Source organism: Actinopolyspora sabaoui (assembly GCF_051225635.1).
Classification (GTDB): Bacteria; Actinomycetota; Actinomycetes; order Mycobacteriales; family Pseudonocardiaceae; genus Actinopolyspora.
In genome coordinates this window covers 199,705-215,549 of sequence record NZ_JBMIHH010000007.1, presented here as the reverse complement: position 1 = coordinate 215,549, position 15,845 = coordinate 199,705, and the positions used below count along the sequence as shown (strand labels likewise).

Below are 15,845 nucleotides of genomic sequence, written 5' to 3'. Positions count from 1 at the left end.
GCGACCCCCATCGGGGCGCCGCGCACAGCCGGACCAGTGTAGGAAAGCTTGACAGCCGTACTGTTTCTGAACAGAGTGTATGAAAATGCTCAGACTGTCTTCTATTGATGGTGGTGGTGTCGATGAACCTGGGCACGTACCTGAGCCGCAGCGCCCGGTACTGGCCGGACAGGCCGGCGCTGGTCTGCGGTGATCGAGCCTGGACCTACCGGGAGTTCGAGACCCGGGCCAACCGGCTGGCAGCCGCGCTCGCAGGAGTTCTCGGCGTGGGCAGGGGCGAGGCGGTGGCCGCCCTGGCGTGGAACCGCGGCGAGCTGGTCGAGATCGAGTTCGGCCTCTACAAGGCGGGGACGACCCGCGTTCCGGTCAACGCGCGTCTCGGTCGGGAGGAGATCGGACACATCCTGCGGGACGCGTCGGTGCGGGTCCTCGTCTTCGACGCGGCGCACCGGCAGGTCGCGCTCGACGCCGTCTCGGACGCCGGTAACGGATGCGTCCCCGTCCAGCTGGACGACGATCCGGGCGACGCCCCCGACGAGGCGGGAACCACCCCGGAAACCACTCCGGCAACCGGAGTGCGGTCCTACGAGCAACTCATCGCCGAGGGAAGTGCCGATCCCGTGGCCGTCGAGGTCGATCCGGACGAAATCGCGGTGCTGAACTTCACCTCCGGCTCCACCGGCACGCTCAAGGCGGCCGTGCAGACCTTCGGCAACCGGCTGGCCAACATGCGCAAGCAGCTGATGAGCGGGGACTCCCGCCCCGGAAGCGACACCCGCTACCTGGCGTGCGGGCCGATCACACACGCCACCGGGATGGGACTGCTCAGCGGAGTCTTCGGCGGCTGCACCACCCACGTCCTGCCCGCGTGGAGCGCGGAATCGTTCCTGGACACGGTGGAGCGGGAGCGCATCACCGCCACCTTCCTCGTGCCCGCCATGCTCGGCATGGTGCTCGAACATCCCCGTGCGGCGGAGCGCGATCTGTCCAGCCTGGCCAGTGTCCGCGTCGGAGGCGCACCGGTCTCACCGCGAACGCTGCGGGAGGCCGTCACCCTGTTCGGCCCCGTGGTGGCGCAGGGATACGGCCTGGCCGAGACCACCAGCGTGATAACCGGCCTGACCAGCGAGGAGATCGCTGCCGCACCCACCGAGGACCCCGAACTGCTGCGCTCCTGCGGCCGGGCCGCCTACGACACGGAGGTCCGCGTCGTGGACGAGCACGGCGCGGAACTCCCGCCGGGCGAGATCGGCGAGATCGTCGCCCGCGGCCCCGACTGCGTTCCCCGCTACTGGAACGAGCCCGAGCTGTCCGCACGCACCTTCCGCGACGGCTGGGTGCACACCGGCGACCTCGCCTGGATGCGCGAGGACGGCTACCTGTTCATCGTGGACCGCAAGAAGGACATGATCATTTCCGGCGGATTCAACATCTACTGCACCGAGGTGGAGGCCGCCCTGCACGAACACCCCTCGGTCGGCGAGGCGTGCGTGGTGGGGGTTCCCGACGAGAAGTGGGGCGAGGCCGTCAAGGCGGTGGTGGTCCCGCGTGTGGGCCACCACCCGAGCGCCGAGGAACTGATCGAGTTCTGCGCCGAGCACCTCGACCGCCTCAAGAAACCACGATCGGTCGATTTCCTCCCCGAACTCCCCCGGAACCGCAACGGCAAGACCGACCGCAAGGCGGTGCGCGAACCGTACTGGGCCGCGGTGGAGCGTCGAGTGAACTGAGCGGAACAGGAGAGCGAGCATGACATTCTCACTGCGTCCCGACTACGGCGACACCGAACTGGCCGCGCTGGTCGAGCGACTGCGGGACTATCTGGAGGGGGAGCTCGCCGAGTACGAGCACCACCGCGGCATCACCCGTGAGGGGCGACTCACCCGTGCCGACCTGGAACCGGTGTGGCGGCGCAGCCGTGAACTCGGCTTCTACGGCATACACCTGCCCACCGAGTACGGCGGTCAGGCGCTGAGCTTCACGGCGCTCGCCGCGCTCAAGGAGGAGGTGGGCGCCAGCGAACGACTGCTCGGCCACAGCGTGCTCGGCGACATGGGTGGACCGCTGCGCGCCGGGGACGTGCTCCGGCACGCCACCGAGCACCAGCTGCGGGAGTACCTGCTTCCCGTGGTGCGCGCGGAACGAGCCTGCTGCTTCTCGCTGACGGAGAAAGAAGCGGGCTCCGACGTCCGCTCGATGAGCACGATCGCGGTGCCGGAGCGGGACGGCTACCGCATCACCGGGCACAAGGTGTTCAGCTCGGCGGGCCCCTTCGCGGACTTCGCCGTGGTCGTCGCGCGCATGAACGACACCGAGAACTCCTTCTCCGCGTTCCTCGTCGACCTCGACAGCCCCGGCTGCACCGTGCTCGACGGTGACACCCCCATGTCCGGTGAGCACATCGAGAGCGACGTCGTGCTGCGGGACTGCTTCGTGCCCGCCGCGAACCTGCTCGGCCAGGAGGGCGAGGGCATGCGCATCGCACTCGGCCGCGTGACCACCAACAGGTTGCTGCATTGCCCCACGGTGCTCGGCGCGACCCGCCGCGTCATCTCGCTCACGCGCCAGCGGGCACTGACGCGGAAGGTCGCCAATGGACAGACGCTGCTGGAACTGCAGGCCATCCAGCACAAGCTGGCGGACATGGCCGCCGAGTTCTACGCCGCGCGCTCCATGACCTACGAGGCGCTGCGGGCGCTGGACAACGGCGCTGACGTCCGCACGGAAGCGTTCATGTGCAAGTTGTTCGTCGCGGAGTCGGCTTTCCGCATCGCGGACGAGGCCGTGCAGATCCACGGCAAGGAGGGGCTCACGCAGGGCAGCGAGATCGAGCACCTGTTCCGGAAGATCCGGATGTTCCGCGTACTTACCGGGACCTCCGAGATCCAGCGCAACGGCATCGCGAAAGGTTTGGCCCGACTTGAGCACTGAGCAGTCCACCACGGAGAGCCGTTCTTCGGAGCACGCTCCGAATCCGCCCAGCGAGCACGTGATCGCCGCGCACCGCCGCGCGGCCGGGACGCTGCCGTGGTCGAACCGGGAGGACCTCGCCGACGCCGAGCGGGGACTGCTGGCCGAGCCCGAGCAGCGCACCGTCACCGACGACGAGGGGCGCACCGTGTGGGACTTCGAGCGGTACCGCTTCCTCGAAGCCGAACCGCCCGACTCGGTGCACCCCTCGCTGTGGCGTCAGGCGCGGCTGCTGGCCAAGGCCGGGTTGTTCGAGGTCGTGCCCGGGGTCTACCAGGTGCGCGGTTACGACCTGTCCAACATGACCCTCGTCGAGGGGGAACGCGGCGTCGTCGTGGTGGATCCGCTGATCAGCGTGGAGACCGCTCGCGCGGCGTTCGAGCTGTACCAGCGGTACCGGGGACCCCGGCCGATCACCGGAGTGGTGTTCACCCACAACCACGTCGACCACTTCGGCGGGGTGCTCGGGCTCACCGTTTCCGGCGCCCGCGAACTCGCTGACGTCGAGGTCATCGCGCCCGAGGGCTTCACCGAGCACGCAGTGGACGAGAACGTCTACGCAGGCCCGGTGATGTCGCGGCGTGCCGGTTTCATGTACGGCTCCGGCCTGTCCGCCGACCCGCGTGGCCAGGTGGGGGTGGGGCTCGGGCTGGGCACGTCCTCCGGGCGGGTGAGCCTGATCCGGCCGAACGTCCACATCGAACGGACCAGGCAGCGGCACACCGTCGACGGGGTGCGGATGGTCTTCCAGCTGGTCGCCGACACCGAGGCCCCGGCCGAGCTGAACTTCCACCTCCCCGGCTTCGCCGCGCTGTGCGTGGCCGAGACCGCCACCCACACCCAGCACAACCTGGGGACGTTGCGCGGCGCCCCGGTGCGCGACGCCCGAGCCTGGGCGCGGTCGCTCACCGAGACCATCCGGCTGTTCGGCGCGGATTCGGAAGTCCTCTTCGCGGGACACCACTGGCCCACCTGGGGTTCCGAACGGGTCGTGCGGTTCCTCGGGCTGCAGCGCGACCTCTACACCTATCTGCACGACCAGACCCTCCGGCTGATGAACCGGGGGCTGGGACCCGCGGAGATCGCCGAGAACCTGGAACTGCCCGAGACGTTGCGGGACAGCTGGCACGCACGCGGCTACTACGGCTCCACCAGCCACAACGTCAAGGCCGTCTACCAGCGCTACGTCGGCTGGTTCGACGGCAACCCCGCCAACCTGTGGCCGCATCCCCCCACCGCAGCCGCCACCCGGTACGTGCGTTTCATGGGCGGCTCCGGGAACGTCCTGCGCATGGCCGAACGGAGCTACTCGGAAGGCGACTACCGGTGGGTCGTCGAGGTGGTCAACCACGTCGTCCACGCCGAACCCCACAACGAGCGGGCGCGACTGCTGCAGGCCGACGCGCTGGAACAGCTCGGCTACGGCGCGGAGAACGCCGCGTGGCGCAACTTCTTCCTGACAGGCGCCGCCGAACTCCGGACGGGAGGTCCTGCCGCGCGGCCGCGTTCGGGAGGCGGCGGCATGCTGGCCGCGCTGAGCCTGCCGCAGCTCTTCGACAGCATCGCGGTTCGGGTGAACGGTCCCCGGGCCGCGCGCGGTAGGGCGCACATCGTGTGGGAGGTCGAGGACGAGAACGTCCGGCGCCATACGGTGCTGTCCAACGGGGCGCTCGTGCACGACGAGAGCGATCCCGTGCCGGGCTCGTCGCCAGAGCTGACGCTGCGGCTGCCACGAGCCGTGCTGAACCGGATCGCCGCGCGCCCAACTGACTTCCGGGAGCACGTGGCCAACGGTGCTGTGCACGTCGAGGGCGACCTCGCGGCCCTCGAAACGCTCGCGGACCTCGTCGAGCAGCCCAGGCGGGACTTCCCCATGGTCACGCCCGTGGACACCGGCGATCCGGAGACCGGTCGCTGATTCCCGGCACGTTCCGCTGTGTACTGCTGGCTTCCATTGCTCGGCTGGGTTTCGGGCTGAGTTCCGCGAATGGGCCAGGAAGCGCCCGGTCGGCTGGTAGCTTGCCCTGGTTGTAGCCGATACGAGGAGCGAACATGACGGACAGCGGATCGGGTTTCGGCGTCGACCTGTACCGCCTGGAGAAGGTCGCCAAGGACTACCTTCCCACGGTGTCCGGGGTCTACGACAAGGCGCTCGGCCAGTGCGAGGACGCGCAGGGCGCGGTGAACGGCTTGTCCGGTGTGCCGGAGCAGTTCCAGGGCCCGGGCGGTTCGATGGCCCAGGCGTACGGCCAGCTGCACGGCGCGATCACCGGCGTGCTGAAGTCGACCAGAACCAGCCTGGACGAGACCGCGGACGCGTTGCACGAAACGGTGCGGATGTACGCGGAGGCAGATCAAGGAGTTTCGGACGAGCTGGATCGGCTGATGCAGCAGCAGGGCACCCCGAAGCCGGAGGGGAACTCGTGAGTTTCGACAAGCTGATGTCTAAGGCGCAGGAGATCGAGGAAGGCGCCGTCGACGCGGAATACCGCCAGCTGGCCCAGTACGGTGGCAGACCCGACTACGGCAGGATCAAGGAGAAGTACCAGAACTGCGCGACACCCCTGTTCGAGCCGTTCACCCGAATTCCGGATCCGGGGAATTACCAGGGGATCATCGATCAGCTGCACGGTGCCATGAGCAGTTTGTCGAACGGGGCGCACATGCGGGACCCCATCAGCGGGGACTCCATCGGTGCGAACGAGGACCTGCGGTCGATCGAGACGGCGGCCGACGATCTGAACGGTTGGAGCGGAATGGCCGCCCACGCGTTCAAAGCCAACTTCCTCGATCCGTTTCCCGCCGTCGCGAGCAACCAGTTCCTGGTGCTGGGGATCATGAAAGGTGCGGTCGAGGCGGATCAGGAAGTCTGGAAGAGAACGCGAGATGACATCGTAGGCATAGCGGACGACACTCTCGAGGGGTTGGACAACGTGGCCAGCTGCGGCAAGAGTGATCTCGAATTCACGTTGTCGATTGCCAGCGCGGTGGCAGCGATTGGGGCCATCCCCTTCACCGGCGGCGCTTCGGTGGCCTTCGCGGCGGTGGGCGCCGCCTCCGCCGTGGGGGGCGCGGTGCAGAAGGGGTACGAGTCGGTGAAGAAGAGCGGCGGTTCGGCGGAGCAGGTAGTGAACTCCATGAAGGAGACGATCGACGATCTCACAAAGCGTACTAGCAAGAAACAGGGTGAGATCACCAAGGCGCTGAACGGTTACGCCGGTGAGGTCGATCGGCAGAACAAGGCGGATTCCCCGTTCGTCTCGGCGCGGCCGAAGCTCGCGGGCATGTCGGGCAGCGTTCTCACCAGCGACAAGGGCGTCGGCGGTCACGACTAGGAGGAGTGAGAGCAGTGGGTGAGCTGGCCGAGCGACTGGACAACATCCGGGTGCGGGCGAGTGCCCCGGGGATGGACATTCAGGCCGAGCTGCGCAACCGTAGCGAGTTCTCGCTTTCGTTCGGCGAGAGCGTGTACGAGTTCGCCGACGAGCGCGCCCTGGAGCGGGCGTTGGCGAGTATGGCGCGGCTGCTCTACGCCGGGTGGCAACGGCAGTATCAGGACGCGATCAGCTGGACCAACCTGGACACCGAGCCGCGTGATCAGCACGATTCCGATTTCCAGGCGGAGTGCCGCGCGGTGGAGTCCTACGGCGAGTCGAGTGACGGCCGCTTCGCGTTGTCGGCGGTGGGCATGGACGAGTTCACCGCGCGGATCAAGCGCGGCAGCCTGCGCGAACTGCGGGAGGACGAGTTCGCGGCGCGGGTGGTCGAGGCGGCTACCCGGTTGGTGCAGGACTACCAGGCGAGGACGACCGAGCTGAAGCTGAGGTATTACGGATGATCGGGCGGGCGTTACGTGTTACTGCCGTGCTGTTGGCGGGGTTGGGGGTGGTCTCGGCGTGTGGTTCGTCGGATCGGCCCAAAGAGTTGTCGGTCAGTGACGTGAAGCCGTGCGACCTGATCAACAGCGAATCGTTGCAAGGGATGCGGATAGGTCAGGAGTCACAGAAACTCGATTCCGTCCCCGGGGCGATAGAAGCGGAAGGGAATACCTGTTTCTACGGTATCACCACCGGGAATACCATCTACGTCAGCACGATAACGAACCAAGGGATCGATCGGTGGATTGATCCTTCTGATGAGGATGCGAGGTCCGAGGAGGTTTCCCGGATTCAGGGTTTTCGTGCGGTCAAGGTGTGGTTCGACGGTGATCGCCCGGATCCGGATCACAAGTGCTGGATCTACGTGGATGTGGCCGGTGGGCAGTCATTACGGGTCAGGGTTGAGCAGTCCTACAGCGATGAGGATCCGTCGACCTGCACCACGGCACGCCGGTTCGCCGAGGCCGCGATGCAGTCGCTCGCGGCCTGAGTTGTTCGTGGCTGTGCGCCGAGCACCGGTCGCACTCCGAGGGGCGTGCTGAATCGTCCGGATGTCAGCCCGCGTCACCTCTGCGGGAAACGAGGTGACAGCACTCCTAGGGTCGGTCACATGGCGTTCGTCCACCCCCGGAAGGCCCGGCCCGGCGACAGGATCGCTGTGCTGTCGCCGTCCTTCGCGGCTCCCGCGGTCGGTTCCGCCGTGCACGAGCAGGCGTTGCGACGGCTGCGGGACATCACGGGTCTCGTGCCCGTCGAGTTTCCGACCACTCGGAAGCTCGACGCCACCGCGCGCGAACGCGCGGTGGACCTCAACGCGGCCTTCGCCGATCCGGAGATCCGGGCGGTGCTGACCACGAGTGGCGGGGAGGACCAGATCACGGTCGTGCCGCACCTGGACGCCGAACTCGTCGCCAACGATCCCAAACCCTTCCTCGGCTACAGCGACAACACGAACCTGCTGAATCGGCTCTGGACGCTCGGGGTGCCCGGCTACTACGGCGGCTCGACCCAGGTTCAGCTGGGGCCGGGACCGCGTGTCGATCCGATCCACGAGCGGTCGCTGCGGGCCGCGCTGCTCACCGGCGAACGCATCGAGCTCACCGAGCCGGGTGAGTCCGAGGACATCGGGCACGACTGGAGCGACCCCCGCGCGCTCGGCGAATTCGGCGAACGCGAGCCGACCGAGCCCTGGACCTGGGCCGGTCCTGCCGAATCCCGCACCGGCAGGACGTGGGGCGGGTGTGTCGAGGTGTTGCAGTGGCTCCTCACGGCCGGGCGTTTTCCGGTTGATCCGGCCGTACTCGACGGTGGTGTGCTGCTCCTGGAGACATCGGAGGAACTCATCCCCGCGCGGGAGTTCGGCTGGATCCTCCGGTCCCTAGGGGAACGAGGGATTCTGAGTGCGGTTGATGCGGTCGTCGTCGCCCGTCCGCCGACCTCGAACTTCAACGTGCGCCCCACGGCCGAGCAGCGGCGGGAGCACCGAGCGGAGCAGCGCGACACCGCGATTTCCGTGGTACACGCCTACAACCCGGACGCGGTCGTCGTGGTCGGCCCGCCCTTCGGGCACACCAGACCACAGTGGATCGTCCCCTACGGTGGCTTCATGACGGTTGACGGCGCGAACGGACGCCTGTTCGCCGACTACGGCTGAGCCATGCGCGGCAGGTTCGAGACGCGGCGCCTGCGGATTCCTGCTCGGCAAGCCGATACTCGCGTCCACGCGTGGTTCCAGTCCTGCGGTGCGAGCCGATTTTCGGCAGCGCCCTTGACCGTGGAGAACCGTCCTTGATGGCCCGCGTGTGGCCCGGAAGCTCACCGCGAGCCTGGTCAGAATGGAACAGATCGTCGCGAATGGCACACAAGGTCATGCCTGGAAGCGCAGTATGGAGCCATGTCGTCTGGTGAGTCTCGCTGCGAGCGATGCGATCTGCCTGTCGGGCAGTGCGAACACACTCGGAAACCCAAGCCCGCTGGGCAGCCCGCGCCTGCTCTGATCCTCATCAGTCCGGCGGGGATGGCGCATATTCCCGGCTGTTTCCACAAGGGTGACGATCCCGATTACTCCGACTGGGGAGAGATCCGCGACGTGCCACGTGCCTGGGAGCGCATCGGGAACGGCGACGTCATCGCCGCGAACGCCGGCGCCAACGTCGAGCTGCGGGCGAATCAACGCTGCAAGCACTGCGACAACCGAGCCCGTCACCCGTAGCGAGATCCCGGTTGGTGACACGGTCGCTGCGTGGCGAGGCTGTAGCCAGTGCGGTTCGCCCCGATCGTGCTCACGATGAGCCGCACCAACCTATTGCGGTTCAAGGAAACCGTGGACACGGCGGTGTCCGAGCTCGCGGTGCGGCCGGAGTCCTCTCCCCTCGCGGACTGAAAGCCGCTTCCGGTAGATCGGCGGACCATCTTCGGCGTGGCGCCGCGCCGGATCGGTACCCCGCTGCTGAAAGCCACCAACCCCCGCGCACGAAAAAGGCCCAGGCGGAACCCGGAGATTTCTGGCCTGGGCCTTCACCGTTGGAGCGGGTGACGGGGATCGAACCCGCGTTCTCAGCTTGGGAAGCTGATGTTCTGCCATTGAACTACACCCGCATCGCCCTCAATGCGACGTAATCAAGCCTAGCACGGCGGCCAACGGCGATGTTCACCCACCCACCCGATACGCTGTTGCCGTGTTGCTCAGTGACCGCGACCTGCGTAAAGAGCTCGACGAGGGCCGCCTAGAACTCGATCCGTTCGACGACACGCTGATCCAGCCGTCGAGCATCGACGTCCGGCTGGACCGGTTCTTCCGGGTCTTCGACAACTCCAAGTACACCCACATCGACCCCTCGCGGCAGCAGGACGACCTGACCTCGCTGGTCGAGCACTCCGACGACGACGCCTTCGTCCTTCACCCGGGCGAGTTCGTGCTCGGCTCCACCTACGAGACGGTTCGCCTCCCCGACGACTTGGCGGGCCGCCTGGAGGGCAAGTCATCCCTGGGCAGGCTCGGCCTGCTCACCCACTCCACCGCCGGGTTCATCGACCCCGGTTTCAACGGGCACATCACGCTGGAGCTCTCCAACGTCGCGAACCTACCCATCACCCTCTGGCCAGGCATGAAGATCGGACAGCTCTGTCTGTTCCGCCTCTCCAGCCCGGCCGAACACCCGTACGGCAGCAAGGCGGCCGGCTCCCGCTATCAGGGCCAGCGCGGCCCCACACCCTCGCGCGCGCATCTCAACTTCGGCAGGGTCGACACCAGCCGTTGATCACGATCGAGACCCATTCGTTACCGGGTCAGACGCAGCTCGCTTCGATTCAGAAGCGAAACGTATCTGAACCCGTCACAGTGGCGAGCGTCACGCTGAATCGTGGAAGTCAAGCGGGTTGGGTGTGACTTACGTTGTCGCGTAACCCGTCGTTAACGAGCGATGTGCGACATGGCACATCGGCGATCGGGGGCTCAGGAGTACTTCGATGTCGGTAGATCAGACGAGAGGTCGTTCCACCGATCACCTTGCGCACGTGGTGATGATTGCTGGGGCAGCCGCCCTGGGAGGCTTCCTGTTCGGCTATGACACCTCGGTCATCAACGGTGCGGTGGGAGCCATCCAGGAGAACTTCGGCGTCGGCGCGGCACTGACCGGTGTCACCGTCGCCGCGGCGCTGCTCGGATCGGCACTGGGTGCGGCCATAGCCGGTGGCATAGCCGACCGGATCGGGCGCACCAGGGTGATGCAGGTGGCGGCCGTGTTGTTCATCATCAGCGCCATCGGTTCGGCGCTGCCCTTCACGGTCTGGGACCTCGCCTGGTGGCGAATAGTCGGCGGTGTCGCCGTCGGTATCGCCTCGATGATCGGCCCCGCGTACATCGCGGAGGTCGCGCCCGCCGCGTATCGCGGTAGGCTCGGTTCGCTACAACAACTCGCGATCGTGCTGGGTATCGCGGTTTCCCAGCTGGTCAACTACGCGCTCGCCTCCTCGGCGGGCGGCAGCGCCTCGGCTCAGCTCGGCCCGCTGGACACCTGGCAGTGGATGCTGGCCGTCGAGGCCGTCCCCGCGTTGATCTATCTCGTGCTCGCCTCGGTCATCCCGGAATCCCCGCGGTTCCTCGTCCGCGCGGGCAGGATCGACCAGGCTCGTGGGGTGCTGCAGCGCATCGAGTCCGACGACGCGGACACCAAGATCCAGGAGATCCGCGACGCCCTCGGGGACGAGCGCAAGACCAGGCTCAGCGACCTGCGCGGCAAGTTCGGCGTGCTGCCCATCGTCTGGGTGGGTATGGCCATCGCCGCGCTGCAGCAGTTCGTCGGCATCAACGTGATCTTCTACTACTCCTCCACGCTGTGGCAGTCCGTAGGCGTCGAGGAGAGCAACTCGCTGCTGCTGAGCCTGTTCACCTCCATCGTGAACATCGTCGGCACGATCGTCGCGATCGCGCTGGTCGACAAGATCGGCCGCAAGCCGCTGCTGGTCGTCGGCTCCCTGGGCATGAGCATCGCGCTCGCGCTGACCGGCTGGGCGTTCAGCTACGCCAGCGTCGTCGACGGCGAGACCACGCTGCCCTTCGAGTGGGGTGCTCTCGCGCTGATCTCGGCGAGTGCCTTCGTGTTCTTCTTCGCGGCATCCTGGGGTGTCGTGATGTGGGTGCTGCTGGGCGAGATGTTCCCGGCACGCATCCGCGCCGCCGCACTGGCCCTCGGCACGGCGACCAACTGGATCGCCAACTGGCTGGTCACGGTGACCTTCCCGAGCATGCAGGCCTGGAACCTGCCGGTCACCTACTTCATCTACGCGGCGTTCGCGCTGCTCTCGCTGTTCTTCGTGGTGCGCTACCTCAAGGAGACGAAGGGCCGTTCCCTGGAGGAGATGGGTACCAGCTGATCGAGGTCAACCTCGTCCTACGGAGTACTCGGCCGGCGGGATCCCCCGCCGGCCCTCGCTCCGGTAGGGGCTGTTCGCTTCGGTGCATCAACTGGAGGGGCGTCGCGTGGACGACGCCCCTCGTTTCCTATCCACGACGAGCTCCGCGAGGTGGCTCAGCCCCGCGTGTTCGTCCGGCCGTACTTCTCGAAGACCACGTAACCGGTCAGCTCGCCCCGGTCCAGGTTGAGGTTCTCGAAGGAGCGCAGCACCCCGGTCGCGCGGTCGAACAGCAGCATCTCGGAAACCTTCCCGACGGATGCCGAGCTGGTGAGCCCCACCGCGAACACCGGGTGACCGCGCACCTCGCTCTCACCCCGGAAGTGCACACCCGGTGTGCGGGCGAGCACCCGCAGCAGTTCCGCACGCATCTCACGGGTAAGCAGGTCGTGCTTGAACAGCGATACGACGCCGCGGAACACGTCCCGGGAATCGTTCCGCCGCACGTTCAGGCACTCCGCGACCCTTTCGGGTCGTTCGGGAACGCACCGCGCCAGGTGAACACTGTTCGGACCGATCCGTTTCTCGCTGGTCCTGCGATGTCCGGTCCAGCCGCTCTGCCGCTCCCAGAAGTTCCGGTCCGAGTCGGAACCGAACTCCGGCGGTTGCGGAACCGTTCGCGTCGTTCCCGCTGCGGGCTCCCGCAACCAGGTCTCGTGCCGCTGCGCGTAGTGCGCGCAGTGCTCCACCTCCGAGGAGCACAGCGACCCGGACCACTCGTGGGTGCGGATGTAGCCGAACTCGCCCTCGGCGGTTTCGTAAGGCGCGGTCTCCAAGCCGTCCGCCCTGGTGAGCAGCTCGTTGGTGGCCGCTCGTCCGGAAACGTCCGCACCGAGTTCGGTTGCCTCGCGCACCGGTCCGACCTCGGGAGGGCTCTGCTCTGATACGGCGGTCGTTCCGCTCAGCAGCGGAACGCTGCCGAGTAGTGCGGCTCCCAAGAACGATGCCGCCACTACGAGACGACGCTGTTTCCCACGCCGACGGTCGGGCGACCCGGGCAACGGGACTTCGCTCCCGGCGTGCTCGCGCAGTTCCGCCCGTGCGATCAGATCCGCGGCGGTCGGTCTCTCCGGCCCGCCACTGTTGGAGTTCCGCGCCGGGTCGGCGTGGCCGACGAGTTCGCGGACCGTCTCGACGTCACGCATGGGACTCCTCCAAAGGTTCGACAGCTGCCGGGTAGAGAGCCGAATCGCTGTTTTCGCGGGCCGAAGCAGGGGTTTCCAGGTTTTTCGCCAGTCGTCGCCGCGCGCGGAACAACCGAACCCGCGCCGTACCCCGAGCGCAGCCCAGCACCCGCGCCGCGTCGCCGAGGTCGAGGCCCTCCCAACCCACCAGTCGGAGGACCTCCCGGTCGGGTTCGGAAAGCGCGTCCATCGCGCGGTGCACATCGGCGTGCTGTGCCCCGCGAGCCGGGTCCTCCCGCCGGTCGCGCAGCACGTCGTCACCGGGAAGACCCACCAAGGTCGGTCTCGCCCGGCCCGCGCGGCGGTCGTTGGCCAGTACGCGGCGTGCGATGCCGTAGAGCCAGGGCAAACAGCGTTCCGGTGCCCGGCTGCGACGGCGCCAGGTGATCACGAAGACTTCCTGGGTGAGTTCCTCCGAGATGCTCGGATCGCCCAGCCTGCGCAGCACGTATCGGCGGACCGCGTCGTAGTGCTCCGCGTAGACAGCGGTGAACCATGCGACTCCCCGTTGGTCGACAGATCCCACATCAATCCCGCCTAGTCGTTGTGATTGCCTACGCCCCTGTCCGTGTCGCGTGGAACGTCGGCGTTACCGCCCGGCGTCAATTTCTCGCGAAATCGCCGGGATCGGTGACGGCGTGGAGTGAGGGACGGCGGGGCGTGGGTGTCAATTTCTCGCGAAATCGCCGGGCGGCGGGGTGGGAGTCACGGCCGGTAGAGCACCAGGTCGAACAGCGGGCCGAAGCGTTCGGCCGCGCCGTCGGCGGTGTCGAACACCGCGAACTGGCTGCGGTCGCCCTCCTTCCAGTACAGGACCGCACCTTCGGCGGTTTCCATTCCCCACAGCAGCACCGAATCCGGGTCGGGCGTGCCGGAGGCGTCGGGCCGGGCCAGGCCGAAAACGTTCGGGATCACGTGAACCTCCTCGAAAGTTAGCCGTTTCACCGAGCACTGTCCGAACGGGAATCGCCCATCGGGAGGCGGTTCAGCGGGATCACCGGATGCGGGAATCCCGCTCACGGATTCCCGCTGGGATCATGGTGTGGGTCACGACCGTTGTCGGGGAGGTCTTTTGCGGTGGTTCGCACCAGCCCCACGTTCCGACGCCGCAGGCTCGCACGCAGGATCCGGTATCTGCGGGAGCGGGCCGGGCTGACCCAGGAGCACGCGGCCTGCGAGCTGGACATGTCCACCAGCGCGCTGAGCCGCAAGGAGAACGGCGATGTGATCACCTCGGTGCACGAGGCCAGATCCATGATGGACCTCTACGACATCCGGGACCCCGAACTGCTGGACCTGGCCAGAGCCGCCAGGGAACGCGGCTGGTGGCGGGCCTACGGCGTGGAGGATCGCGGTTACGTGGACCTGGAGACCGAGGCGTGCGCGGTTCAGGAGCTCTCGTTGATGTACATCCCCGGACTGCTGCAGACCGAGGAGTACATGCGGGCGATCTTTACCGCTGACAGTGGGATGCGCCTCGAACGAAACGTGGAAAACGACGTATCGGTTCGGACGATTCGACAACGCAGACTGACCGATCCCGAGCATCCGCTGGAGCTGACGGCGCTGGTGGACCAGGCCGCGCTGGAACGCCCGATCGGCGGCCCACGGGTGATGCGGAATCAACTTCGCCACCTGTTCGAAGTGGTCCAGCTGGATCGGGTGGAACTGCGGATACTGCCCAAGGCAACCGGTTGTCACCTGGGGATGGCGGGAGCGTTCGTTGTTCTGGAGTTCCCGGAGCCGGAAGACAACGACGTACTGTTCGTCTCTCACCCCGTGGGCTCGGTCCACGTGGAGAAGGCCGGGGAGGTTCAGCAGGCTAGGGTGGTATTCGAGCGGCTGTTCGCCCAAGCCTTGCCTGCCGAACAGTCGATGAGGCTGATCGAACGGGCCGCTGCCGAACTCCAGTGACGCGATTGCCGAAGTGGGGCGCTATGTACGCGTTGGACCTCTCCGCAGTGCGGTGGCGGAAGAGCAGCCGCAGCGGTGGCGGAAGCAACGACGCTTGTGTGGAGGTTGCCTTCCCGGAACCCACAGCTGTGCCGTGGCGCAAGAGCAGCCGCAGCGGCGGTGGAAGCAACAATGCTTGCCTCGAGGTCGCCTTCGCGGGGCCTGCCGTGGCGGTGCGGGACTCCAAGGTGCCGGACGGGGCGGTGCTCGCCTTCGATCAGCGTGCCTGGTCGTCCTTCCTCGCCAGCCTGCGCTGAGAATCACTGCGCTTCGAACCACTGCGCTGAGAACCGCAGCGGCGACGGGTTCGCGACGACGAGTTCTTCCGGTTGCCGCCTCAGTCCTCCAGTAGTTCGGTGGGGTCGAACCGGAGCGGGAACGGCTCCCGCGTCTCGAAGGTGTCGCCCGCCAGCGCCTTGGCGTGCACCTCGTAGCCGCCGTGGTCACCGAGCCGCAGCAGTACTACCTCGGCGTACTTCTTGGCGTAGGAGACCTCCACCCGCATGAAGTACTCGATGCCCGCCTCGGCGCACATGGCGGGTTTGTCGATCCGGTCGGCCACGCCGCTGAACGGCGAGAGGCACTCGCCGACGAGTAGAGCCCGAGTGGCGGGTATCCACTCTCGTCCGCGCGCCGGTTCACGCAGCACCGCGAAGTCGGGCTGAGTCCAACTTTTCGGGCTGAGCTGGATGCTCAGGGTGGTGTAGGCGCCACCACCCAGGGATTTCGCGTTTGGCTTGAGGATCTCGCGCAGCTCATCGGCGGCATGGACAGTGTCGGCTCCTTCGCAGCGGCTGACCAGCAAACGTCCGTCCTGGCACTCGTACTTCACCGGCGGCATTCCGGGAATCGGCAGATAGCGGTCGGCGAGTCCCGGAGTCCAGAGGCCGTGAAGTTCGACCAGCGGATCCCATTCCCCGCCGGGGTAACGGGACCCGCGCACTAG

At 67.1% G+C, this 15,845-nt stretch carries 17 protein-coding genes and 1 tRNA gene; 13 read left to right on the top strand and 5 right to left on the bottom strand.

Annotated elements, in window-relative coordinates:
- The first annotated feature begins 122 nt into the window (after positions 1-122).
- The 9 genes from ACOQFL_RS15495 to ACOQFL_RS15455 all read left to right on the top strand — a co-directional run bounded on the left by ACOQFL_RS15495 (position 123) and on the right by ACOQFL_RS15455 (position 9,060).
- A complete protein-coding gene (locus tag ACOQFL_RS15495; RefSeq protein ID WP_435544872.1) occupies positions 123-1,730 on the top strand; it encodes an AMP-binding protein in 1,608 nt (535 codons plus the stop codon).
- A gap of 19 nt (positions 1,731-1,749) precedes the next feature.
- Entirely contained in the window at positions 1,750-2,931 is a 1,182-nt protein-coding gene (locus tag ACOQFL_RS15490; RefSeq protein WP_435544871.1) for an acyl-CoA dehydrogenase family protein, read from the top strand.
- On the top strand, positions 2,921-4,888 hold the full coding sequence (locus tag ACOQFL_RS15485; protein WP_435544870.1) for an alkyl/aryl-sulfatase: 1,968 nt from the start codon (positions 2,921-2,923) through the stop codon (positions 4,886-4,888). The genes ACOQFL_RS15490 and ACOQFL_RS15485 overlap by 11 nt, the downstream gene beginning before the upstream one ends.
- A 134-nt stretch (positions 4,889-5,022) precedes the next feature.
- Positions 5,023-5,397 carry a hypothetical protein gene (locus ACOQFL_RS15480; RefSeq protein ID WP_435544869.1) on the top strand — a complete coding sequence of 125 codons (375 nt, stop codon included), beginning with the start codon at positions 5,023-5,025 and terminating at the stop codon, positions 5,395-5,397.
- Positions 5,394-6,305, top strand: coding sequence for a hypothetical protein (locus ACOQFL_RS15475; protein WP_435544868.1), 912 nt, complete (start codon positions 5,394-5,396; stop codon positions 6,303-6,305). The genes ACOQFL_RS15480 and ACOQFL_RS15475 overlap by 4 nt, the downstream gene beginning before the upstream one ends.
- Before the next feature lie 5 nt (positions 6,306-6,310).
- Positions 6,311-6,808, top strand: a complete 498-nt coding sequence (locus tag ACOQFL_RS15470; RefSeq protein WP_435544867.1) for a hypothetical protein — start codon at positions 6,311-6,313, stop codon at positions 6,806-6,808.
- Complete coding sequence (locus ACOQFL_RS15465) at positions 6,805-7,338, top strand: DUF3558 family protein (protein ID WP_435544866.1); 534 nt, start codon at positions 6,805-6,807, stop codon at positions 7,336-7,338. Before ACOQFL_RS15470 ends, ACOQFL_RS15465 begins: the two co-directional genes overlap by 4 nt.
- Positions 7,339-7,458: 120 nt before the next feature.
- A complete protein-coding gene (locus ACOQFL_RS15460) occupies positions 7,459-8,502 on the top strand; it encodes a S66 family peptidase (RefSeq protein WP_435544865.1) in 1,044 nt (347 codons plus the stop codon).
- A 240-nt stretch (positions 8,503-8,742) separates the two neighbouring features.
- Positions 8,743-9,060: a hypothetical protein gene (locus ACOQFL_RS15455; protein WP_435544864.1), complete on the top strand. Its 318-nt coding sequence runs from the start codon at positions 8,743-8,745 to the stop codon at positions 9,058-9,060.
- Between the two features lie 312 nt (positions 9,061-9,372).
- Here ACOQFL_RS15455 and ACOQFL_RS15450 read toward each other — a convergent pair.
- Positions 9,373-9,446: transfer RNA gene (locus ACOQFL_RS15450), tRNA-Gly, on the bottom strand.
- Positions 9,447-9,526: 80 nt separating this feature from the next.
- Between ACOQFL_RS15450 and dcd the strand changes: the two genes are divergently transcribed.
- Entirely contained in the window at positions 9,527-10,108 is a 582-nt protein-coding gene (dcd, locus tag ACOQFL_RS15445) for a dCTP deaminase (protein ID WP_435544863.1), read from the top strand.
- Between the two features lie 208 nt (positions 10,109-10,316).
- Positions 10,317-11,723: a sugar porter family MFS transporter gene (locus ACOQFL_RS15440; RefSeq protein ID WP_435544862.1), complete on the top strand. Its 1,407-nt coding sequence runs from the start codon at positions 10,317-10,319 to the stop codon at positions 11,721-11,723.
- 155 nt (positions 11,724-11,878) lie between these two features.
- On the opposite strand, the gene ACOQFL_RS15435 is transcribed toward ACOQFL_RS15440, so the two are convergent.
- The 3 genes from ACOQFL_RS15435 to ACOQFL_RS15425 form a co-directional block, all read right to left on the bottom strand.
- The gene (locus ACOQFL_RS15435) at positions 11,879-12,907 is read right to left on the bottom strand and encodes a hypothetical protein (protein WP_435544861.1); all 1,029 of its coding nucleotides are present in this window, start codon (positions 12,905-12,907) and stop codon (positions 11,879-11,881) included.
- Positions 12,900-13,472 carry an RNA polymerase sigma factor gene (locus tag ACOQFL_RS15430; protein WP_435544860.1) on the bottom strand — a complete coding sequence of 191 codons (573 nt, stop codon included), beginning with the start codon at positions 13,470-13,472 and terminating at the stop codon, positions 12,900-12,902. Before ACOQFL_RS15430 ends, ACOQFL_RS15435 begins: the two co-directional genes overlap by 8 nt.
- 179 nt (positions 13,473-13,651) lie before the next feature.
- Positions 13,652-13,861: a hypothetical protein gene (locus tag ACOQFL_RS15425; protein WP_435544859.1), complete on the bottom strand. Its 210-nt coding sequence runs from the start codon at positions 13,859-13,861 to the stop codon at positions 13,652-13,654.
- A gap of 162 nt (positions 13,862-14,023) precedes the next feature.
- On the opposite strand from ACOQFL_RS15425, the gene ACOQFL_RS15420 reads away from it, so the two are divergent.
- A complete protein-coding gene (locus ACOQFL_RS15420) occupies positions 14,024-14,860 on the top strand; it encodes a helix-turn-helix domain-containing protein (protein ID WP_435544858.1) in 837 nt (278 codons plus the stop codon).
- A 23-nt stretch (positions 14,861-14,883) separates the two neighbouring features.
- Positions 14,884-15,156 (top strand): DUF397 domain-containing protein, encoded by a 273-nt coding sequence (locus ACOQFL_RS15415; protein ID WP_435544857.1) that lies wholly within the window; start codon positions 14,884-14,886, stop codon positions 15,154-15,156.
- Between the two features lie 80 nt (positions 15,157-15,236).
- On the opposite strand, the gene ACOQFL_RS15410 is transcribed toward ACOQFL_RS15415, so the two are convergent.
- On the bottom strand, positions 15,237-15,842 hold the full coding sequence (locus ACOQFL_RS15410) for a Uma2 family endonuclease (protein WP_435544856.1): 606 nt from the start codon (positions 15,840-15,842) through the stop codon (positions 15,237-15,239).
- Between the last annotated feature and the right edge of the window lie 3 nt (positions 15,843-15,845).